The organism is Streptomyces sp. AC558_RSS880, assembly GCF_019049255.1.
Lineage (GTDB): Bacteria > Actinomycetota > Actinomycetes > Streptomycetales > Streptomycetaceae > Streptomyces.
Window position 1 is genome coordinate 1 of record NZ_JAGMUJ010000159.1, and the last position, 21,297, is coordinate 21,297.

The following is a 21,297-nucleotide window of genomic DNA, read 5'->3' on the forward strand; positions in this document are numbered from 1 at the left end:
GAGGCGCCGTCCTGGTTGACGGCGGAGCCGGCGAGGACGGCGAGTATGCGGTGTCCCAGGCGTTGGGCGTCGGAGAGGCGTTCGACGACGAGTACGCCCGCGCCTTCGGCCCAGGCGGTGCCGTCGGCGTCGGCGGAGAAGGATTTGCAGCGGCCGTCGGGCGCGAGTCCCCGCTGGCGGGAGAACTCGACGTAGATGCCCGGTGTCGACATCACCGTGACGCCGCCGGCGAGAGCCAGTGAGCATTCGCCCGAGCGCAGGGCGCGTATCGCCAGGTGCAGTGCGACCAGTGACGAGGAGCACGCGGTGTCCACGGTCAGTGCCGGGCCCTGTAATCCGAGGGTGTAGGCGACCCGGCCCGAGGCGACACTCGACGTCGTTCCGGTCAGTCCGAACCCGGCGGCTCCGGCACCCGCCTCACCCAGCCGCGGACCGTACTCCTGGGCCATGACCCCGGCGAACACTCCTGTCTGGGTGCCGCGCAGGGAGCCCGGTGCGATGCCGGCCCGCTCCAGGGCCTCCCAGCACACCTCGAGGAAGACGCGCTGCTGCGGGTCCATCGCCAGCGCCTCACGCGGCGAGATCCCGAACACCTCGGCGTCGAACTCCGCGGCTCCTTCGAGGAATCCGCCGTGCCGCACGTAGGTGGTGCCCACGTGGTCCGGGTCGGGGTGGTAGAGGCCGTCGAGGTCCCAGCCACGGTCCGCCGGGAAACCCGAGATCACGTCGCGCTGCTCGGCGACGACCTGCCACAGCGCCTCCGGCGAGTCCACCCCACCCGGGAAACGGCACCCCATGCCGACGATCACGATCGGATCGTCCTGATCCGAACGGGCCTCGGGGGCCGCCTCGTCATGCCGCGCGTCGGCGAGCAGCGCGGCCAGTTCGGCGGGGCTGGGGTGGTCGTACACCACCGTGGTGGGGAGCCTGCGCCCGGTGGCGGTGACGAGCCGGTCGCGCAGCTCGACGGCCATCGCCGAGTCGATGCCCAGCTCCTTGAAGGTCCGCCGTGGTTCGACCTCGGTGGCGGAGTCGTGGCCGAGCACGGCGGCGGTGTGCGCCCGCACCAGCTCCAGGGCGGCCGGGCCGGTCCACGAGCGGTTCGGCTCGGTCAGGTGTTCGTCCGCGGCGTCCTCCGGGAGCGCCGCTGTCCGCGGCGCCGGCACGGTGCCCGCCGACGGCGAGGGCCGGGCGCCGTCGGGCTGTCCGGAGATCCAGTGGCGGCGCCGCTGGAAGGCGTACGTCGGCAGCTCGGCGCGGGCGGTGCCGGCGGGCAGCACGGCGGACCAGTCCACGTCGGCGCCCCGGCAGAACGCCTCGCCGAACGCGAGCAGCAGGCGCTGCGCCCCGCCCTCCCCGCGGCGCAGTGTGCCCAGCGCGGCGACCGGCAGGTCCGCGGCCTCGGCGGTCTGCTGGACGGCGAGGGCCAGCACGGGGTGCGGGCTCATCTCGATGAACAGCTCGTGCCCCGCGTCGAGCAGTGCCCGCACGGCGGGCTCGAACTGCACGGGCTCCCGCAGGTTGCGGTACCAGTAGTCGACGTCCAGCTCGGAGCCGTCCAGCGCCTCGGCGGCCACGGTGGAGTGCAGCGGCACGTTCCCCGTGCGCGGTGCGATGCCGGCCAGCTCGGCCAGCAGCGTGTCGCGTACGGCGTCGACGTGCGAGCTGTGCGAGGCGTAGGCGACCGGGATGCGCCGGGTACGGACGTCCTCACCGTAGTGGGCGGCCAGCGCGTCCAGGGCGGCTCCGTCACCGGCCACCACGGTCATGCCGGGCGAGTTGACGGCGGCCACGCTCAACCGCGGGTATGCGGCGAGGGTGTCGCGTACCCGGTCGGCGGGCAGCGACACGGTGAGCATGCCGCCACCGCGCTCGGCCAGCGCGCCGAGGGCGGTGCTTCGTACGGCGATCAGCAGGGCCGCGTCGTCCAGGGTGAGGGCGCCGCTGACGGTGGCGGCGGCGATCTCGCCCTGTGAGTGACCGACGACCGCGGCCGGTTCGACACCCGCCGCCCGCCACAGTGCGGCCAGCCCGACCATCACGGCCCACAGAGCGGGTTGCACGACGTCGTCGCGGTCGAGGGCGGGCGCGCCGGGGCGTTCGCGCAGCACATCGGTCAGCGACCAGTCGCGGTACGGGCGCAGCGCGCGCTCGCAGTCCTCGATGACCTGGGCGAAGGCCGGTGCGCTGTCGAGGAGTTCCGCTGCCATGCCGGCCCACTGAGAGCCCTGGCCGGGGAAGACGAACACCGCATCGCGGACGGTCCGGTGGCTGGTGCCCTCGACCACGGCCTGGGTGACCCGGGCGTCGGCGACCGCGTCGAGGGCGGTCAGCAGGGCGTTGCGGTCGGAGCCGACCAGGACGGCCCGGTGGGAGAAGACGGTGCGGTCGTGAGCGAGGGCCCGGGCGATCTCGGCGGCACCGGAATCCTGGTGCGCGGCGAGGTGTGCGCGCAGCCGGGCCGCCTGGGCGCGCAGCGCCTTGTCACCGCGTCCGGACAACACCCAGGCGACGGAATCGGATTCGACCGATTCCTTTGGCTGTTCTGGCTTGTTCTCGGCGGCCGCGGTGGCATAGCCCTGCCACTCGCTGAGCACCAGATGACAGTTGGTGCCCCCCATGCCGACCGATGTCACACCCGCGATGAGCGGCCCGTCGGGATTCAGCCACGGCCCGGTTTCGGTGACGGCGGCGAGCCGCAGCTCGTCGAACGGTATCTGCGGATTCGGGGTCCGGTAGTTCAGGGTCGGGACGAGTTCCCGCTCTTTGAGGCAGAGAATGACCTTGATGAGTCCGGCTATGCCCGCGGCCCCTTCGAGGTGGCCGATGTTCGTCTTGACGGAGCCTATCCTGAGCGGATTTTCCGGAGTGCGGGACGAGGCGAAAACAGCGCCCAGGGCCGACGCTTCTATGGGGTCGCCGACCCGGGTTCCCGTTCCGTGGATTTCCACGTACTGTGCTTGTTCCAGCGGTATACGCGCGTTTTCCCAGGCGTCGCGTATGACGCGTTCCTGAGCTCTTCCGCGAGGAGTGGGAAGGGTGTCGCTGGCGCCGTCGCTGCCGATGGCGCCACCGTTCAGCAGGCAGTGGACGCGGTCCCCGTCGGCCAGGGCCCGGCTGAGGAGTTTCAGTGCCACCACACCGCCGCCCTCACCCCGGACATAGCCGTTCGCCCGGGCGTCGAGTGCGAAACAGCGGTGGTCGGGCGAGAGGCTGCCGAAGGCCGCCAGGGCCTGGGTGCTCTCCGGCGCGAGGTTGAGGTTGACGCCGCCGGCCAGCGCCACGACGGACTCGCCGCGGCGCAGGCTCTCGCAGGCCAGCTGCACCGCTACCAGCGACGAGGACTGTGCGGTGTCGACCACCATGCTGGGGCCCCGCAGGCCGAGGACGTAGGAGACCCGGTTGGCGATGATGCCGCGGTGCAACCCGGTCACCGTGTGCGCGGACGTAGCGCCGGGACCGGCCGCGTGGGTGAGGGTCGTGTAGTCGTCGGCGATCGCGCCGACGAAGACGCCGGCGGCGGTGTCGGCGAGCGAGGCAGGGACGATGCCGGCGTCCTCCAGTGCCTCCCAGGCGAGTTCGAGCGCCAGCCGCTGCTGCGGGTCCATCGCGGCGGCTTCGCGCGGGGATATGCCGAAGAACTCGGCATCGAAGGCGTCGACACGGGGCAGGAAACCGCCGGGGCGCGGCGATCCGTCGTCCGAGGCGGCGAGGTGCGCGCGATCCGCGGGTGGTTCCGCTATGGCGTCGCGGCCGTTCCTGAGCAGGTCCCAGAATTCGGTGGGACTCGCTCCACCGGGAAAGCGGCAGGAAAGTCCGACGACGGCAACTGCCCGGTCGTCGACCTGATCGGGTGTCTGCTGCGACTGGCCACCCGGGGCCGACTGTTCCAGGTTTTCCGCTGCACCGCCCGACGGGCTTCCTGCCACGCTGTCCGATGGCGGTGCTGCCGCCCTATTCCAGGCATGGCGGATCATGGTTCTCTTACTCCCCCCGTGACGCACAATCAACGGCGCTGCCGACTCGGCAGCCCAGTCTGATTCGTTTTGGAGCCTAGCATCGAGCTGGCGCTCCGTAAACCAATGACTAAGGCATGGAGTTGGTATGCGATATCAATATGCAGGGTAATCGGGGTGAGCGGCGTCCCTTGTAAACATCTCGTTAGCCATACGGAAACAGCGCGTACTTGCGATGGGCGGTTGATCACGGCCCCGTGATCTGCGCTTTCGCGCTGCGGAACACAGGTGTCGCGCGGTCGCTGCCAAAGCGGGCCCGGAATCCTCGGCGCTCCAGCCATGCCGACGGTCGACCGGAGCCTCCCCGCCCGGCGACACCAGCCCACGAGGTCGGTCGACAGGAGGGCGGGCGTCGAGCCGGGCCGGGAAGCCGGAGATCCGGGGCCGCGGCCACTCGGGCGCCGACGGGGCGGGCGCTCGCGGGCCGTGGCCTGATCAACGGGAAGCGGCCGGGACCTGATGCGGTGTCGGTTCCTCCGCGGCCTTGTCGGCCGGGTGCGCCTTGGTGAGGGTGCAGACGCCGTCCACGCACTCACGCTCCAGACGGCCGCGGGAGATGGTCTGCATCAGGCCGACCATCCAGCAGGTGGGGCAGCCGCGGAAGGCGATCAGGGCCAGCGGCGCCGCCAGCAGGGCGGCCGGGCCGGCGATGGGCACCAGGGCGATCGAGCCGACGATCACCCCGAATCCGATGACGCCGCGCGCCAGATGGCGTGAGACGGACTTGCTGGAGAAGTCCGGCCCGGACGCCGCGGTCCGTGTGGTGGCCCGGCCTTTCGTGTCCTGTACGGGCTTGATGGTGTTCACGGTCGTGAGTCTCCTCCGGCTGGTCGGTCGATGGCTTGATCGGGTGCCTGGTCGCTCACCGCGAGTGAGTGACGCAGTGCTGCGCGTGCTCTGTGCAGCCGCGATTTCATCGCGGCGGTGCTCAGACCGAGCGAGCGGGCAACGGTCTTGCCGGGCAGGCCCTGGACGTCCCGCATGATCAGGACCTGCCGTTGGTCACGGGGAAGGGCGCTGACCGCGGCCGCGATCCGCTCCACCTCCAGACTGTGCAGCACCGCGTCCTCGGCGGACGGCTCCGGCTCGGCCGACGCCTCGTTGGTCCGCGAGACGAGCAGCCGTACCTGCCGGAGGCATTCGTTGCGCACGATCCGGAACATCCACGAGGCGAGCGCGCCGGTGGCCCGCAGGGTGCCGATCTTCCGGTACAGGATGATCAGCGCCTCCTGCGCCGCGTCCTCCGCGTCCTGCGGCGAGGCGCACAGCGAGATGGCGAACTTGCGCACATGAGGCTGCGATTCCATGACGACGGTGGTGAGCGAAGTGACGTCGCCGTCCTGAGCGGCCTTGATCAGCCGCTCGTCCGGCCAGGAGAAGCGTTGGCTCATGTGCTAGTCATACCCGTGCGGCGCCCCGCGCGCAGGCGTTGGTCAGCCTCGGCTCTTGTAGCGCCGCATGAGGTGCCAGCTGCACGCGCCCACGAGCAGGGCTCCGATCACGACGAGGCCAGTGACCATCATGGGTTTTCCTCCTGGTTCTGTCGGCCCGTTCGGCCGGTACACAGACAAGAGGCGGGAAGGTCCGGAAAGGATTCTCCTTCCGCCGAAGTTTTTCTCCGGACCGTGCGTCGCCCCGCCTGCGCAGCCGCGGCATGCGATCCGCGGCACCCCGGAGACGACGGCCCGTGCCGCCCGTCCGGCCCGCCTTCTCGAAAGGGCGCGGGACGTGCGGCCGGGACCGATCGCCCAGGAAGCCCTTCCCAGGTGTCTCGGCGTTGCCTGTCCCTTCGAGGCTGTGCGGACGGCTGACCGTGCACACGGCCGTCCAGGAGCGTCGGATCCGGCGAGGACGGGGCCGCCGGTGGTTCGCGGAGCAGCCGGCCCCTCCAGAGCCGGTGCGGTCCACGGGGGTGCGGGGAGGGGCGCGAAAAGGGGCGGGTGACGCCTTCGGCCCCGGTGCTTCCCTTCAGGGGGCACCGGGGCCGAAGGCTGTGCGGGGGCTGCGGACGTCAGTCGTCGTACGACAGGCCGTGCCCGGAGCGGAAGAGGACCTCGGCCGGGTCGTCGGCCCGCTGGACGGGCACGGGCAGCTTGCCGCGCGGCTCGACCCGGCCGGCGATCACCCGGGCGGCGGCGCGCAGTTCGACCTCGGTCCAGCAGTAGGAGACCAGTGAGGCCGGGACGCCGCCGAGGTGGGCGATGTCGTAGGGGTTGCGCACCGCGAGGTGGACGACGGGGACGCCCGTCGCGAGCAGCCGGGACACCAGGGTGCGCTGGGCGCTGGTGGCGCCGACGTTGTCGGTGGTGACCACCACCGCGTCCCGTCCCTGTGCGGCGGCCACGGCCTCGTCGATCTTCGCCGCGTCGGGCGCCCGGCCGGTGGCGAGGTGGGTGGTGCTGTAGCCCAGTTCCTCGAACGCCTTGGCCAGCTCGGGCACCGTGGTACGGGTGTCGTCGGTCGGGAAGGCCGGGCTGGCGCCGACCACGAGCAGCTTCCTCTGCCCGCGGCGCAGCGGGAGCGCCCCGTCCTCGTTGACCAGCAGGGTGGTGGTGCGCTCGGCGATCCGGGCGGCGGTGAGCCGGTGCCCGCGGGCGCCGACGACCCGGTCGACCTCCTTCGGGGAGACGTAGGGGCTGCCGTCGAGCAGACCGACCTTCTCCTTGAGCCGCAGGATGCGCAGGACCGACTCGTCGAGCCGGTCCTCGGTGATCTCTCCGCTGCGGACGGCGGCCAGGACGCCGTGGTAGGCGACGTCGATGTCCGGCGGGAACAGCAGCTGGTCGGCGCCGGCCTTGAGGGCGAGGACGGGCACGCGGTCGTCGCCGTACTTGGTGCGCACGCCCTGCATGTTGAGGGCGTCGGTGACGATCACGCCGTCGAAGCCGAGTTCGTCGCGCAGTACGCCCTGGAGGATCGTGGGCGACAGGGTGGCCGGTTCGTTGCTGGGGTCGAGCGCGGGGACCTGGAGGTGCGCGGTCATGATCGAGTCGACGCCGGCGACGATCGCGGCCTTGAAGGGCGGGGCGTCGATGCGGTCCCACTCCTCGCGGGTGTGGGTGATCACGGGCAGTCCGGTGTGGCTGTCCTCCCCGGTGTCCCCGTGGCCCGGGAAGTGCTTGGCGCAGGCCGCGACACCGACCTGCTGATAACCCGTCACCTGGGCCGCCACCATACGACCGACCTCGCGGGCGTCGGCGCCGAAGGAGCGGACGTTGATGATGGGGTTGGCCGGATTGACGTTGACGTCGGCGACCGGGGCGAAGTTCTGACGGATGCCCAGGGCGGCGAGTTCGGTGCCCGATATCCGTCCGGCGGTGCGCGCGTCGGAGAGCGAGCGGCCCGCGCCGAGCGCCATCGCGCCCGGCAGTTGGGTGGCGCCGCTGCCGATGCGGACATTGACCCCGTGTTCCTGGTCGATGGAGATCAGGGACGGGACGGGGGTGGGCAGGGCGAGCGAGGCCCGCTGCACACCGTTCGTCAAGTCCGCGACCTGCCGGGGGTCTTGGATGTTGTTCGTCCAGCCGGAGAAATAGATGACACCGCCGATGTGGTACTTGGCGATGAGCTCGGCCACGGTGCGGACGCCGAGTTCCCTGAGGTTGCGGTCCTGGTCGAACTGACTGGGAGAAGTCGCCGACGTACCGTAGAAGTACGGCACGAACAGCTGGCCGATCTTCGCCTCGATGCTCATCCGGGAGATGATCTTCTTGAGGCGGTGGTCGCGCTTGTGCGCGACCGCGGGGGTGGCCGTCACGCCCACGACGCCCGTCGCGGTCCCGGCGATCACGGTCGCGGAGGCGAGAACGGTTCGTCTGGACAGACTCCGGTCCTGCATGCGGACATGCTCCTTCCAGCCTTGCCCATGAAGGGAGTTGAAGGAAACGCGAAGACTCCGAGCAGGGGGAAACGTAGCCCTCGGATCATGGGCAGGACAAGAGGTCTAGACAAAATGAGGGCTACCCCGCCGCGCGTGTGGGTGCCCCGAGCCGGGCCGGCACGTGAAACACGCCGCTTCCCGCGATCTTGGGGCGCCTGGCTTGATCTTTGGCCTGTGCGGTGGGGCCGTGGAGTGGCCGGCTTCGGGCCTTGACCCCGGTTTCCGGTCACGGGTCATGCGGCTTGGGCCGGCGTGGTCGGTGTCGTCCGGAAGGCGTTCTCGTAGGCGGTCGGGCTGCGGTGGCCGAGCCGGACGACGTCCGGTACGGACAGGTGCCGCAGGGCGCGGTCGGCGAAGGAGATGACCGACAGCCGGCCGACGGACGCGATCCGTACGTCCTCGCCCCGGCACGCTCCGAGAAGCAGGACGTCACCGTGCCGCCTTGCCCGCGGGCGGCGGGGCGAAGCCCGACCGTCCGGGGGACGACCGGGCTCCTCGAGGTCACGCCGCGGTGGACGGGAGCCTCAGAAGGTCAGGCTCCAGCCGTCGAGGTATCCGGGGTCGACGGTGAAGATGCCGGGAGTGTTGTCGGTGACGCGCAGCTTCCACGTGCCGTTGGCGGGCACGGCCGACGCGTCCACGGTGAACGTGGCGTGGAGTTCCGTGCCCATGTCCCAGACGAAGTCCTTCACCAGGATCACCGTGCCGTCCTCGGCGACGAGGTTGATCACCTGTCCGCCGATGAAGTCGTGGACGAGGTCGACGGTCACCTTGAGGTCGTCGGGCGCGTTGCCGGTCCGCCCCGTGACGGTGATGGGTGACTCGACGGTGACCCAGTTGGGGATGTCGACCCGGGCCGGATTGGTGAAGAAGTCCCCGCCGGAGGCCAGCACGGACCAGGTGAAGGACAGTTCGCGGGTCTCCGAGGCGGAGTTCGTGACGGTGACGACCGCGGAGAAGTCGCCCGCCGCCGTCGGGGTTCCGCTGATGACCCCGGTGGCGGTGTCGATGCTCAGTCCGGCGGGCAGGCCGGTCGCGGCGTAGCCGAGAGCGCCGGGACGGGTCGAGACCGCGTCGATCCGCAGTTCGGTGGGTTGGCCCACCGCGGACTTCTGGGTGGACGGAACGACGGCCGCGATGTTGTTGACGTACGAGGGGCCGACGTTGACCGCGGCCCAGGCGTTGCCGACGGCCGTGTACACGTCGGCGGCCATGCCGAAGAGGTCCTCCGCGGCCTGGAGTGTGGCGGCGCGGGCCCCCGCGTAGTCGGTGCGGCTGGTCATGTGGACCGTCAGGGCCCGGTACCAGATGGCGGCGGCGTTCTCGATGCCGATGCCGGCGACCGGGTTGCCGTCGTAGGTGGGGCTGTCGTACATGACGCCGTTGATGGTCTTCCGGCCGCTGCCTTCGGCGAGCAGGTAGAAGAAGTGGTTGCCCACCCCGGAGCTGAAGTGGGGGTCGAGCTTCCTGGTCTCGGAGGTCCAGTAGTCCTGGGACGTCCCCTTCGAGGAGGCGTCCTTGGACGGCCGGTCCATGTACCGGATCGGCTGGCCGGTGCCGCGCAGGTCGATCAGCTCGGCCATGGTGTAGTCCGGCGTGTCCAGCGGGTTGTCCGCGTAGAACTCCACGGCTGCGGCCATGATGTCGCTGGTCGCCTCGTTGAGGCCGCCCGACTCACCCGAGTAGTGCAGGTTCGCGGTGGCGTGGGTGACGCCGTGACTCATCTCGTGGGCCACGATGTCCAAGGAGGTCACGGGCCGGGCGTCACCGATGCCGTCACCGTAGGTCATGCAGAAGCACAGGTCGTCCCAGAAGGCGTTGGCGAATTCGCTGCCGTAGTGGACCCGGGAGCGGGCTCCCACCCCGTCGTCGGCGATGCCGTTGCGGCCGAACCGGTCCTGGTAGAAGTCCCACGTCTTCTGTGCGCCGTACGTGGCGTCCACGGCAGCCGTCTGCTCGTGGGCGGCGGTGCCGTCGCCCCAGTGGTCGTCGTCGTCGGTGAGCAGGCTCTGCGTGTTGTCCTGGGCGAACGAGTAGGTCCGGTGGTTGCCGCGCGCCGGGTCGGTCAACTCGTACGCGGTGCCGTTGTGGACCGAGCCGATCCGCACGGGGCCGCTGTACTGGCTCCGGCCCTCACCGGCGCGGATCTGCTCCACGGCGTGCAGTTGCTCGCCGGTGGTGGCGTCGGTCACCACCTGGAGGCGGCTCGGGGCGCCGTCCTGCTGGACGCCGGTGACGAAGGTCTCCCAGGCCAGGACGGGTTCGCCGGAGCCCGCCCAGACGACCTGGCGGGGAGCCTGCGGAGCGGCGGCCTCGGCGGTTCCCTTCTCCTTGCCCGCTGCCAGCGCCTCCTTCCTGGCGGCGCCGACGGTGACGGTGGGCCTGGTCGTGTCGACGGCGATCTGCGCCGAGGTGGCCTTGGTGACGGTCCTGGAGTCGCCGTCCTGGTGGACGACCAGGTCGCCGCCGAGCACCGGGAGCCCGGCGTAGGTGCGCTCGTAGCGGGTGTGGACGGTGCCGTCCGCGTCCTTGACGACATCTCTCGGCACGAGCTTCTCGCGGTCGCCGAGCTTCAGCCGGCGGGCGGTGGCGGCACCGCCGGCGGCGGCCGACTCGAGCAGCTTCTCCCGCTCTTCGGCGGAGAGTTCGACGCTCCCGGACCCGGGCTCGGGCCGGGCCTCGATCTGCCGGGGCGCCCGGTCCTTGTCCGCGGCGAAGGCGGCCGGGCCCGCGGCCGTGGTGGCCGGGAGCAGGAGCGCTCCCACGGTGAGCGCCGCGGTCAGCACCGCGCGCTTGCGCGAAGTGGCAGCGCCCCGAGGAGGGTGAGATCCGGATATCGGAGAATGTCGTAATGATGACGGTCTGTCAGTCACTTCTGCAGCTCTCCCTGTGTACGGCCGTACGCGCGACGGCCGGTGCCCCGGATGCCGGACGTGAACCGGCACAACCGGCCCCAGGCAGCGGTGCGCACCACCTGGAACAGCTCGATGCTTTCAAGAAATTAAGTGAACGGGCAGAGATGGACGGTCGGTTGTCCAAATCTCATTGACTGATCGGCTGGGCGTCCAACGCACTTGAACGAAAACCCACTTGAGGTGACACTTTCCCACAGCGCGCTTCTGACCTGCTGTTTTAGCGATGAAGTTTCACCACGCAGACCCCCTTCGCGCCGCTGGAGGGCGTGCCCGCAGTCCACAGGGAGTCGGGATCACCTTCGCGCCACCCTCGAATCCGCATGTCGCCTGCCGGTCATCCAGATGTAACAGAATGAATGACCAACGGCACTTGCCTTCCTCGACCTTCAACTACTTGAAGGCAAATCAGAACCGAGGAGGCATATTGCTAAGGGCTTTCAGGTCGTCAACGTGTTGCTTCCCGCTGTCGCTCCGCGAGGTCGAGGAGCTGATGCTCGAGCGTGGCGTGCTCGTCTCCCACGAGGCCGTCCGGCGCTGGTGCGCGAAATTCGGGCAGGCCTGGGTCAACGGCCTGCGCCGTCGGCAATCGGGCGGAGAACAGCCATCAGCCCACCCGGCAGCGCGAGCGTGCGATGAAGGGCTTCCGCTCCGTTGGCGGAGCCCAGCGGTCTCCGGCCGCGTTCAGCGGCCTCTCACCCCACTGCCGACCCCACCACCACACCAACGTGACGACGCCCTCGGTGGTGCTTCTTACCGTACGTCGAGGTAGTCGCCTGGTGCGTTGCTCGCCGCGGTGGTGGTGTCACCGGTGTAGCTGTAGCGCCAGTATCCGTCCCGGGTGGCGGTGACGGTGGTCTTCAGGTGGCCGGCGGAGCCGGCGGTCACCGTCTTGACGGTGCTGTAGGTTCCGCTCGGTGTGCGGAACTGCAGGCGTACCGGCTGGTTGGCGTAGCCGTGATACGTGGAGTCACTCCAGCTCACGCGGCTGAGTGTGCCGGTGATGGTGATCGGTTTGCCCTTGGTCACGGGCTCGGGTGCTGCGTTGGCCGTCGGCTTCGAGGCTCGCTGGACATTGACGGAAGCCGCTGACGTGCGGTGATGGTCGCCGTCCAGGGCGGTGGCGTTGACGTGGAGGCGCCAGGTGCCGGCGTCGGCGTTCTGGAGCCAGCCTTCGCCCATGACGAACCCGAAGGTGCACCGTGTGGTGGTTGCGCCGAGTGCTGTGCACTCGGGGGTGCCGGCGGCTGCCAGAGCGCCTGTGGGCGCGGTGCTGGATCCCCGGTACAGCCAGGCGTCGATGTAGTCGATGCCCTCGGGATCGCTCGCGGTGACGGTTGCGGAGAAGGACGCCTGCGCGGCGGTTCCGACGACCAGGTTCTTACCGCCGTTGACCGAGGCGGACAGGATCTGCGTGTCACCCAGGCGGGTTTCCGCCGCGGCCGTCGAGGCGCTCAGGCAGGTGATCGTCAGTGAGGCGACCAGAGTCGCGGCGGCACGCTTGCCCATGGAACCTCCAGAGGGAACGCCGGCTGCTCTCCGTGATCAGGGAGAACCGGAGCAGCGGGATGAGGTCAGTCGCCTCGCAGCCGCATTCTAGGCGTTCATGATCGTTATCACGATCAAGATCGACACCAAGGGGTACCGAGGTGGGCCGGCATGGCATTCGGCACGGCAGCCGGATCCGACAGCTGTCGAGCTTCAGCGGTCATCCTCGCCGGAGCGGCCCTTCTGCCGCCGGCCCCGAACCGACCTCTCTCAGCATCGGAACATGGGCGAGGGCGGCGCGTACACATCGCACGTACGCGCCGCCCTCGCGTTTCACTCCCCAGTCGAGCGCCGTCTACCCGCAGCCGGACCGCTCATGCGGTCACGGCCTGCGCGGGAGAGCAGCTCGTCGATCAGCCGGTCATCCACGGGCTTCGACGGGGCCGGCCCGGACGACTCGACGGTCTCGGCCTCGGTCGGATTCCCACCGGTCATCGGCGCATCTTCCTTGATCGGGAGTTGCGCCGGACGACTTACAGTCCCGATCAAGGCCATGATGACGAGCGGTCGGCCGATCCATCGGATGCGTTGTCCGCCATGGACCTTGACGGGTTCGCATCACCGGCCCGGCAGTAGGGTGAAACGGTGACCTCCTTACCGGAAAACTCGCCGCCGCCGATCGGCGAAGACGACCGCGATACGGCCGTGCAACGCCTGCGGGAGGCGTACGCCGAAGGGCTCATCTCGCACGAGGAGTTGGACGAACGCCTTCATCAGGTGCTCACCGCCGAGGCGCACAGCGAGCTCGCGTCGGCTCTGGTCTCGCTCCCGGAGGAGCACCCGGGAAGCACGTCGACGATCGCCGCCGCCGGCGGACGGATCCAGCGGCGCGGCGCATGGCGGGTACCTCGGATCCTCAAGGTCGGGTCGGCATATGGAAGGGTGCGCCTGGATCTGTCCCGGGCGATCATCGAGCATCCGGTCGTCGACATCGAGCTGCAACTCGGAACCGGCGGGGCCAGAATCACGGTGCCTCGTGACGCGGTGGTCGACGTCGAGGGTTTGAGCACTGGGTGGAAGGACCTGCGCTACAAGGTCCCGCCGCGTTCCCGGACCGGCGGGCCGACGATCCGCATCTCCGGGACCATGGGATTCGGACGTCTGAAGATCCGCCACGCCCGGCGTTGAGGCCCCGTTCGGTACTACGGCCCCCGCCGACCGCGGGGGCCGTAGCGGCATGGACGCCTGAGGTGTCCATGCGGTCACCGCACTAGACGAGGGGGCAGGTGAGGGGGAGGACGCGTTCGGTCAGCCGGCCGGTGAGGTGGGTGTCGGTGAGGGTGATGTCGGTGAGCCAGTCCGCCGCGGTCAGCCGGTCGATCAGGTCCCGCAGTTCGCCGGAGTCGACCGGGACCCGGGCGGTGAGGGCGTCCAGGGGGATGCCCCGGCCGCCGGGGCCGAGGTGACCCGAGGCGTCGGTCCGGGTGGCCAGCGTCAGGGCGAGCAGCCGGGTGCCGGCGGCGGCCTTGGCCTTGCGGAGCTTCTTGTCCGAGACGACTCTCTGGGCCCAGCCGGAGAGCTTGGGCCGCGTCTTCCTGCCGAACGCGAACGGGCCCGTCCCGTCCTCGGGGGGCACCAGGGAGGGGACGGTGATCGGGGTGGGATTCTCCGGCCGGGAGGCGAGCAGGTCGCCGACGGTGCCGGGAAGGGACAGCCAGCCGCAGCCGGTCAGCTGCTCGACCAGGTCCTGCGGATCGGTCAGGCCCAGCGCGTTGACGTCCTGGCCGACGAGGTTGCCGGTGCCGGTGTGCGCGGTGCGCAGGGTCAGCATCAGCACCAGCAGCCGTGCTTCCGGTCCGGGCAGCGGGGCGTGGTCGGCCACGTGCGCGAGGACGGAGCGCGCGTGCTCCCACTGCGTCGGTACGGTCAGCAGCCGCGCCACGGCCGGCCCGTCGCCGTCCGTGATGCCGCCGGTGCGCTGCTGGTGCTGGAGACGGATGGCGGCAGCGGCCTGCTCGGCACGCCGGGCCTCCCACCGCAGAGCGCCGTCGCAGGTGACATCGGCCCAGGTGGTGAAGGCGCGGGCCTTGCGTTCCTGGAGGTCGGCGAGCAGCGCCAGGTCGGGTTGCTCGCGCCGCTGGTAGGCGCGGAAGAGGTCGCCGAGTTCGGTGAGTTCGTCCCGCAGGGCGACGGGCCGCAGGTCGTGCGGGATGACCCGCTGGGCGATCCTCGCCTGCCGTGGGCGGCGCCGCGCGGGTACGGAGCGGGGAGCCGGAGCCCTCGTCCCGGCGGAGGCCTGGTGGTCGGAGAACTGCGGCACGCCCACGCCCGTGCGTGTGGTTGCGGGGGCCGGGCGTACGGTGGCCTGCGGGCCGGACGCCGGGGAGGTGCCCACGGTCTTCGCTCCGGGGGTGGCGGCCGCGCACCGCGAGCAGCACTCCATGGCCTGCCACCGGCGTCCTTCCCGGTCGGTGACGACGGCGAGGACGACCGGGCCGCCGCATCGCCAGGGTTCGGCACGCGCGGGGCGGCCGGTGTCGGGCAGATGGGTGCGGCAGCCCTCGGCCCGGCACGCGCAGTACGCCTCGGCCCTGGGGCCGGGGACGGCGCGCAGATGGGCCTTGAGGTGGGCGACCGCGGCCGCACGGCCGGCGGCCGCGGACGGCAGACGCTGTTCGGCGCAGGCGGGGCGGCTGCACGTGACGCGCACGGCCGCACTGCCCCGGCCGACGGCGTCCAGACGCACCGTCCACCAGCGCCCCGGCACCCGCTCGCCCAGCTCGTCCACCGCGGTCTGCGTCATCCGGCTCTCCCTCCCGACGTGTCTCCGATACCCGCCGCCTGCCCTCCCGCAGCGCTGCGCGGTGCACGGTGAACCCACCGTACGCGGCACGGGGGCCGGGACCGGCGGACTCGCCCTGCCCGCCGGCCCGCGACGACGGAGCGGCGTCACCCGGTCAACGATCTGGGAGCGGAGGTGGTTTTCCTGCGGGGGGTGTCAGTTCGGATCGGTACAGCCGCCGACGGCGGCCGAACCACGGCGTCCGGGGCGGCAGGTGAACCGCAAGCGCATCGCCCGCGCCGAGGTCTTCGACTTCGTCGAGACCTTCTGCAACCGCCGTCGCCCGCACACACACAAGACCTTCGGCCACCTCACCCCGGCCGGGACCGGGCAGCGGCATCAGCACACCCTCGCGGCACAACGATCACGTGCCCGGGAGCACGGGGAAACCTCACCCCGAGGGTTCCGGCAGTGCCGCCGCCGCCCGCGCCGCCAGGACGGCGTGGACGCTCCCAGGGGGTGTGACATCCGAGGACGCCTCGTCCGACGCTGCCCCAAGTCCGGGACCGGTTCTCCCACAACGTGCTTCACAGCATCTCCGAATCCCCGAAGAGTTTTCCCGCAGCACCTCTTCCGTTGGCCGTGCCCGGCTACCTTCGCCTCGCCCGGCACGCCAGCAGGAGAGGTACGTCCATGAGCACCCCGGCCCACCGCACCTCGACACGGCAGTCCGCAGCCGTCCTGACGTCGGCCCGGCAGCGTCAGGAAGGGAGCCGGACCGGGAGCCCGTCCGGAAACCCGGTGGGGCACCCCCTCCTCCAGATGCAGTCCGGCGCCGGCAACCGGGCCACGGCCGAGGCGGTGCAGCGTGCCAGGAGCGCGGACAAGGGGAAGGCGCCGGAGGACGGCGGCGCGTCCGCCGGAGAGAAGAAGAAGAGCTATCGCGACCGGATCGCCGGGCTCCTGGACAGGTTCAAGAAGAACCTCGAGCCCATCGACACCTTCATCAAGGGAGTCCAGACCCCCGCCAACGCGGGCTTCACCCAGCAGGCCGCCGCCACGGCCAACGAGGGCCTCAAGCACTCCGCCGCCGCCTCGGGAACCTCCGCCGCGTCGGGGAACCTCCTCACGGAGGCCGCCGGCACCGTGGTCAGTGGCATGGACGCGTACAAGAACATGAAGGACGCCAAGACGCACGAGACCGGGGCCAAGCACCACACGGCGAACAAGAAGGCCAAGATCAAGGGGACCGACGCGGTCATCGGCGCCGCCAGTTCGGGAAGCTACAGCGCTGCCATCGCCAAGGAGGTGACCAAAATACAGAAGGCGGCGGACGCCGCGGTGGCGTCCGAGGCGAGCGGTATCGCCAGCGCTTCCGTCGGCGGGATCAAGGGCATGCGGGCGGTCTTCCGCGTCGGAGCGGCGGCCCGCAAGTACAAGAGGGTGAAGGAGCTCGGAGACCCCCACCTCATTGAGGTGGCGTCACTGGCCCGGCTGAACGAGGCGCGGGAACAGGCCGAATGGGCCGCGGCGGAGGCGTACGTCGCGCTGGACGCCTACTGGGATCACGAGGGCGAGGAACGGCTGGAGCTCGTTGCCGAGGCCATCGACGCCGCCTGGGAGGCGATGGGTGGAGCCCGTGAGGCCGCCGAGGACATCAAGCGCGCGGAGCAGAAGAAGGAGGGGGAAGCGGAAAGGCTGACCAAGGTGCAGGAGTACGCGAAGAAGAAGCAGCTCACCAAGATCGGCAAGGAGACGGTCGGCGGCGCCTTGGGCGAATCCACCAAGGCCGCGGCCGGCGTCGTGACGGCGGTCGCGGCGGGAACGGCCGGGCTGGCGAGCAACCCGGTCGGGTGGGGCCTCGCCGGGGCGGGGGCCACTCTCGTCTTCGGCGTCACCCTGTACAAGGCGCTCCGCGCCGCCACGAAGCGCTACGAAGAGAAACGCCACCCCGAGCGCTGGGCGCCGGAGGGTGAGGCCCCGGAGGAGGCCGCATCCCGCGGTGAATCGCTGAAGCACGCCCTGACGTTCTGGAAGAAGGTGTCGAAGGGCGAACGCCAGGCCATGGCGCGCGAGATCTACGCCCTGGCGGCGGGTCCCCACATCACCGGCAGCGGCGACACGGAGCCCGAGATGAGGGAATCCGCAAGGGCCCTCCTCAAGGCTCTCAAAGCAGGCCCCACCGACCACAAGCTGGAGCAGGACGAGTGGGAGAGGACCCTCGACGACCCGGCGAAGACCGCCGGCTGGATCAGTGAGATAGCGGAACAGCTGGCCTCGGGATGACCGGGAGGCGAGGAGCGGGACGGTTCACCGCGCGGCGGGAGGATGGGTCTCGTTGATCAGGACGTCCCAGGTAGGGGCGAGGAGTTGGACGATGTCGTCGGGCTGGTGGTGGTCGGCGGGGTCGAAGCCCTCGCGCACCGCATCGTCTTCATCCGGCTGCGCCACGACCCGCGCACCCAGGCGTACCACGAACGCCGCACTCAGGAGGGCAGGGCCCGACGTGAGAGCATCCGATGCCTCAAGCGATATGCCGCCCGCGAGGTCTTCAACCTGGTCGGAACGGTATCCGGCGTCCCCCCGTCATAAGGGCGTCTGAGAGGGCGGTATGTGAGTGCATAGGTGATTTGCCAAAACGGGCATCACGCCTCATACCGCCCTCTGAGAGGATCGAGTCATGGCACGTCCGTCTCCCCATCTGGCGGAAGTCGCCAAGGCCGCCAGGGCGCGGCACGACGGGGCGGTGCTGAACGGCATCCGCCGGGCGGCACCCTTCGTGCACCTGACCGGGCGGTTCGAGGTGCCCGACCTCGACCCCGCGCCTGACGGAATCCGAGTGGCAGGGTATGCGCCAGGGAGTGGCCGAACTGGAGTACGTCTGGCAGGAGACGCACCAAGCCCTGATCGAGGCAGCGTACGCCGAACCGGCGCTGCGCGCCCTCTACCCGTTCACGAGCCACTGGGCGCTGCGCTTCTCCACCACCATCCGGCACGCCTTCCTCGACGAACTCGCCCACGGCAAAGCCCTGAACGAATCCAACGGCAGCGCCGACTCGACTTTCCACGGCATCACTGCTCCGGTGGCCAGGATGCTGGACTGGCTCATCGGCCATCACCCATAGGTCGCCCCTCGCATCATTGGCGAGATCATCGGCGACGCGGAGCGACGCCTGGACATCCCGCGCGACGTCACCGCCGAACCCATCCGGACCGCGCTGGGACTCGACAGCCAACTTCCCCGCCAGACACGCCTGGAGTTCCTGGCCGTGCGGTGCCCCCACCTCCCACGGCTGAGTCTCGCGCGCCGATTACTGCGATTGCCCCATCCTTGGAACAGCGTTCCGGGCGTGGGTAGCCACGCCCGGAACGCCGTCGCGTCGCTGCTGCCTGACTGTGCCACTTTCCAGGGGAGTCGTTTCGCGGTTGCTTCGGGAGTCGTTCTGTGACGTTCAGAGTGCCCAATGTCAGTACTTTTTTGATGTCACTCGTGAGCGCCGAGACGACGTTGGAGCCGCGGTACTCGAGACACGCCGGCCGAAGGCAGTCGGGCATCGTGGCTCAGCTGCCCGACCTGATCATGGGCATGGGCAGCACCCGTACGTCTGGTGGTGGGGCCGCACGGGCTCTACGACCCGGTGGTGCTCGCGGACTGGGCGGACTCCCCGTTCACCTGCGCCGGGACGCCTCCGGCGGCTATCGCACCACGACCCGGTCGCCCTGCGACGTCGCACCCGTGGCGATGGTGTTGGCGGTGAACCGCCAGCGCCAGGTGCCGGTGGTGTTCGCGGTGACCGTGGTGCGCAGCTTGCCGACGCTGTCGGTGGTGACCGTCTTGACGGTCTTGAAGGTGTCGGTGCCGGACTTGCGGAACTGGAGGGCCACGGACTTGCCCGCGTAGTCGTCCCAGACGTTGGTGTCCCAGTTGGCCCGCCGGAGCCAGCCCGTGACGGTGAGCTTGCCGCCCTTGTCGACCGGCTCGGGCGTGGCCTGGGCGCCCACCAGCTTGGCGTGCCGCTTGATGCTGAGCGGTGCGCCCGGCGACAGGTGGTGGGAGTCGCCGTCGTCGGCCACGGCCTTGGCCTTGAAGCGCCAAGCGCCCGCCGAGCTGTTCCGCAGGTCCTGCGCGTCCGTGCCGTCCGGCGAGAGTGGGAAGCTGTAGACGCACCGCACGGTGGTCGCGCTCTGCGCGGTGCACTCGTTGCGGGTGGGACGGATGACCAGCCCGTCGGGGCCCACCACCTTGGGGCCGATGACGCTGTCGATCCCGGAGTCGTCCGTGGCGGTCAGCGTGACGCTGACCGATGCCCCGAGCGTGGCGCCGACGCCGGTGGTCGCCTTGGCGAAGGTGATGGACGTGACGCGGGTGTCTCCCACGGTCGTGTCGGCGTGGGCGGCGGGCGCCACGGCGGCAAGGACGACCAGGGGAGCGCCGGTGACGACCGCCGCGTAATGCTTGCGCATGGTTCTCCCAGCACGAGGGGCCGGATCATGGTCCGGATGTGGGGGAGACCCGCGAGGACGTCACCGAGTTGTACGGATCTTTCATTCCGAAATCGGAATCTCCTATTCCGGCATACGGGGGCGAGGCGGGACCACCGCCCGGCTCACTTCCCTTCGTCCCCCGCTCGTCAATCGCCCCGGCCCTCGTGATCGACGCCAACGGCATCACCGTTACGGCGACGGCGGTGGAGACCGCTCTGGCCAGCCTGTACCGCTACGGTCTGCTCGGCGCTCTCAGAGGCCGGTTTGCACCTTAATGTTCGGTTCATCGCTGGGCTCGGGTGGGAGGTGCTGTTCGGTCCTCCGTGCCGGAGAAGAGCGCGAGGCGGCCCGCCAGGGCTTCATCAGCAGCCTCGGTGTCGTCGCCGGTTCCCTGGCTGGGCTGCACCCTTGACCTCAACCTTGGTTGAGGCGCAACACTCGGCGCATGGAGACCACAAAGAGCAGCACCATTCTCTTCCGCAATACCATGCGCATCACGGACGGTCACCTCGACGGTTTCCGGCGCGCCATCGCGCAGGCGGTGGCATTCGCTCAAGAGCACGGCCCTCAGCTCATGGTCGAGGTCTTCATCGACGAGGAGCGGATGCTGGCGCACAGCTTCCAGCTCTACCGCGACTCCGATGCCATCCGCGCCCACTGGCGGCTCTCGGATCCGTACATCCGCGAGGTGATGGAGCACTGCACCGTGCAGCACTTCGAGATATTCGGTGCACCGGACCATGACATCGTGGCGGCTCTCCAGACCCCCGATGGCGAATCCTTCCCCTTCGTCGTCTCGCCGCGCCTCGCCGGCTTCAACCGTCTTGGGACGCCCGGCTTGGGTGAATCACACTCTTAGCGTGGTTCATGACTCTTTGAGTGGATCTGCTGTCGCCTGATGGTGTGGCGGCGGGGCAGAATCTGCCGGTCCGCGCTTGGTGATCTGGTGCTGCGACCGGGTGAGTGAACGCAAGCCGTACCCGAGCGACTTATCGGGCGAGCAGTGGTCGTTGCTCGAGCCGGTGATCACCGCGTGGAAGGACCGGCACCGCTCGGTCAGCGGCCACCAGGGCGCCTACGACATGCGGGAGATCGTGAACGCGGTCCTCTACCAGGGGCGGACCGGCTGCCAGCGGGCCTGTCTCCCGCACGACCTGCCGCCCAAGAGCGCGACCTCCTACTACTTCGCCGCCTGGCGGGACGACGGGACCGACCAGGTCATCCATGAACTCCTGCGCTGCCAGCTCCGGGAGAGGGCCCGCCGATTGGAGGACCCGACCCTGGTGGTCCTGGACACCCAGAGTGTCCATGCGGCCGCCGGGGCCCCCGCCTCCACGAGCGGCCACGATCCGGCCAAGCGGGGGCCCGGCCGCAAGCGGGGTCTTGCCGTGGACGTGCTCGGCCTGGTCATCGCGGTGGTCGTCCTCGCCGCGAACATCCACGACAACGCCGCCGGCATCATCCTGCTGGACCAGGTCGCCGAGCACGCCGGCGGAAGCGTCCGCAAAGTCCTGGTCGACCAGGACTTCAAGAACAAGGTCGTCACGCAAGGCGCCGGCCTCGGCATCGACGTCGAGATCATCCAACGCAACCCGCAGGACAAGGGGTTCGTACCGCAGCCGAAGCGGTGGAGGGTCGAGCAGACCTACGGGATCCTGACACTGCACCGGCGCCTGGTACGCGACTACGAGCACCGCCCCTCCTCCTCCGCCTCCCGCGTCTACCGGGCGATGA

Annotated in this window: 15 protein-coding genes and 3 pseudogenes; 7 read left to right on the forward strand and 11 right to left on the reverse strand. The window is 70.1% G+C overall.

Annotation, left to right across the window (positions count from 1 at the left end):
• Positions 1-773: beta-ketoacyl synthase N-terminal-like domain-containing protein (locus KUM38_RS43850; RefSeq protein ID WP_374227123.1), on the reverse strand; the 773-nt coding region annotated here is incomplete at its 3' end.
• Between KUM38_RS43850 and KUM38_RS43855 the strand changes: the two are divergent.
• A pseudogene (locus KUM38_RS43855) lies at positions 751-825 on the forward strand (hypothetical protein); the annotation flags it as partial. The gene KUM38_RS43850 and the pseudogene KUM38_RS43855 sit on opposite strands and share 23 nt — an antisense overlap.
• Before the next feature lie 104 nt (positions 826-929).
• Here the strand turns inward: KUM38_RS43855 and KUM38_RS35145 are convergent.
• The 5 genes and pseudogenes from KUM38_RS35145 to KUM38_RS35165 all read right to left on the reverse strand — a co-directional run.
• Positions 930-3,977 (reverse strand): annotated as a pseudogene (locus KUM38_RS35145) (type I polyketide synthase); the annotation flags it as partial.
• Positions 3,978-4,451: 474 nt separating this feature from the next.
• On the reverse strand, positions 4,452-4,814 hold the full coding sequence (locus tag KUM38_RS35150) for a hypothetical protein (RefSeq protein ID WP_217135988.1): 363 nt from the start codon (positions 4,812-4,814) through the stop codon (positions 4,452-4,454).
• A gap of 5 nt (positions 4,815-4,819) precedes the next feature.
• Complete coding sequence (locus KUM38_RS35155; RefSeq protein WP_217135687.1) at positions 4,820-5,407, reverse strand: RNA polymerase sigma factor; 588 nt, start codon at positions 5,405-5,407, stop codon at positions 4,820-4,822.
• 620 nt (positions 5,408-6,027) lie between these two features.
• A complete protein-coding gene (locus tag KUM38_RS35160; protein ID WP_217135690.1) occupies positions 6,028-7,854 on the reverse strand; it encodes a glycoside hydrolase family 3 protein in 1,827 nt (608 codons plus the stop codon).
• 566 nt (positions 7,855-8,420) lie between these two features.
• Positions 8,421-10,661 carry a M4 family metallopeptidase gene (locus KUM38_RS35165; protein ID WP_308409134.1) on the reverse strand — a complete coding sequence of 747 codons (2,241 nt, stop codon included), beginning with the start codon at positions 10,659-10,661 and terminating at the stop codon, positions 8,421-8,423.
• A 571-nt stretch (positions 10,662-11,232) separates the two neighbouring features.
• On the opposite strand from KUM38_RS35165, the pseudogene KUM38_RS42535 reads away from it, so the two are divergent.
• Positions 11,233-11,659 (forward strand): annotated as a pseudogene (locus KUM38_RS42535) (hypothetical protein).
• Here KUM38_RS42535 and KUM38_RS35170 read toward each other — a convergent pair.
• Both KUM38_RS35170 and KUM38_RS35175 read right to left on the reverse strand, forming a co-directional pair.
• On the reverse strand, positions 11,562-12,317 hold the full coding sequence (locus KUM38_RS35170) for a calcium-binding protein (protein WP_217135694.1): 756 nt from the start codon (positions 12,315-12,317) through the stop codon (positions 11,562-11,564). The pseudogene KUM38_RS42535 and the gene KUM38_RS35170 sit on opposite strands and share 98 nt — an antisense overlap.
• A 312-nt stretch (positions 12,318-12,629) precedes the next feature.
• Positions 12,630-12,791 carry a hypothetical protein gene (locus tag KUM38_RS35175; RefSeq protein WP_217135696.1) on the reverse strand — a complete coding sequence of 54 codons (162 nt, stop codon included), beginning with the start codon at positions 12,789-12,791 and terminating at the stop codon, positions 12,630-12,632.
• Between the two features lie 150 nt (positions 12,792-12,941).
• Between KUM38_RS35175 and KUM38_RS35180 the strand changes: the two genes are divergently transcribed.
• On the forward strand, positions 12,942-13,484 hold the full coding sequence (locus KUM38_RS35180) for a DUF1707 domain-containing protein (protein ID WP_217135698.1): 543 nt from the start codon (positions 12,942-12,944) through the stop codon (positions 13,482-13,484).
• An 82-nt stretch (positions 13,485-13,566) separates the two neighbouring features.
• Here the strand turns inward: KUM38_RS35180 and KUM38_RS35185 are convergent, their stop codons facing one another.
• Positions 13,567-15,099, reverse strand: a complete 1,533-nt coding sequence (locus KUM38_RS35185; RefSeq protein ID WP_217135700.1) for a hypothetical protein — start codon at positions 15,097-15,099, stop codon at positions 13,567-13,569.
• Between the two features lie 672 nt (positions 15,100-15,771).
• Between KUM38_RS35185 and KUM38_RS35190 the strand changes: the two genes are divergently transcribed.
• Positions 15,772-17,364: a hypothetical protein gene (locus KUM38_RS35190; protein ID WP_217135702.1), complete on the forward strand. Its 1,593-nt coding sequence runs from the start codon at positions 15,772-15,774 to the stop codon at positions 17,362-17,364.
• Positions 17,365-17,388: 24 nt separating this feature from the next.
• Here the strand turns inward: KUM38_RS35190 and KUM38_RS35195 are convergent, their stop codons facing one another.
• Positions 17,389-17,529 carry a hypothetical protein gene (locus KUM38_RS35195; RefSeq protein WP_217135703.1) on the reverse strand — a complete coding sequence of 47 codons (141 nt, stop codon included), beginning with the start codon at positions 17,527-17,529 and terminating at the stop codon, positions 17,389-17,391.
• 398 nt (positions 17,530-17,927) lie between these two features.
• Between KUM38_RS35195 and KUM38_RS42545 the strand changes: the two genes are divergently transcribed.
• Positions 17,928-18,203 carry a DUF6193 family natural product biosynthesis protein gene (locus KUM38_RS42545; protein WP_254398241.1) on the forward strand — a complete coding sequence of 92 codons (276 nt, stop codon included), beginning with the start codon at positions 17,928-17,930 and terminating at the stop codon, positions 18,201-18,203.
• Positions 18,204-18,774: 571 nt separating this feature from the next.
• Here the strand turns inward: KUM38_RS42545 and KUM38_RS35205 are convergent.
• Positions 18,775-19,542 carry a calcium-binding protein gene (locus tag KUM38_RS35205; RefSeq protein ID WP_217135704.1) on the reverse strand — a complete coding sequence of 256 codons (768 nt, stop codon included), beginning with the start codon at positions 19,540-19,542 and terminating at the stop codon, positions 18,775-18,777.
• Positions 19,543-20,008: 466 nt separating this feature from the next.
• Between KUM38_RS35205 and KUM38_RS35210 the strand changes: the two genes are divergently transcribed.
• Positions 20,009-20,422 (forward strand): hypothetical protein, encoded by a 414-nt coding sequence (locus KUM38_RS35210; protein ID WP_217135705.1) that lies wholly within the window; start codon positions 20,009-20,011, stop codon positions 20,420-20,422.
• Positions 20,423-20,522: 100 nt separating this feature from the next.
• Positions 20,523-21,297, forward strand: a 775-nt coding sequence (locus KUM38_RS35215; protein WP_217135706.1) for an IS5 family transposase, incomplete at its 3' end; no start/stop codon positions are given.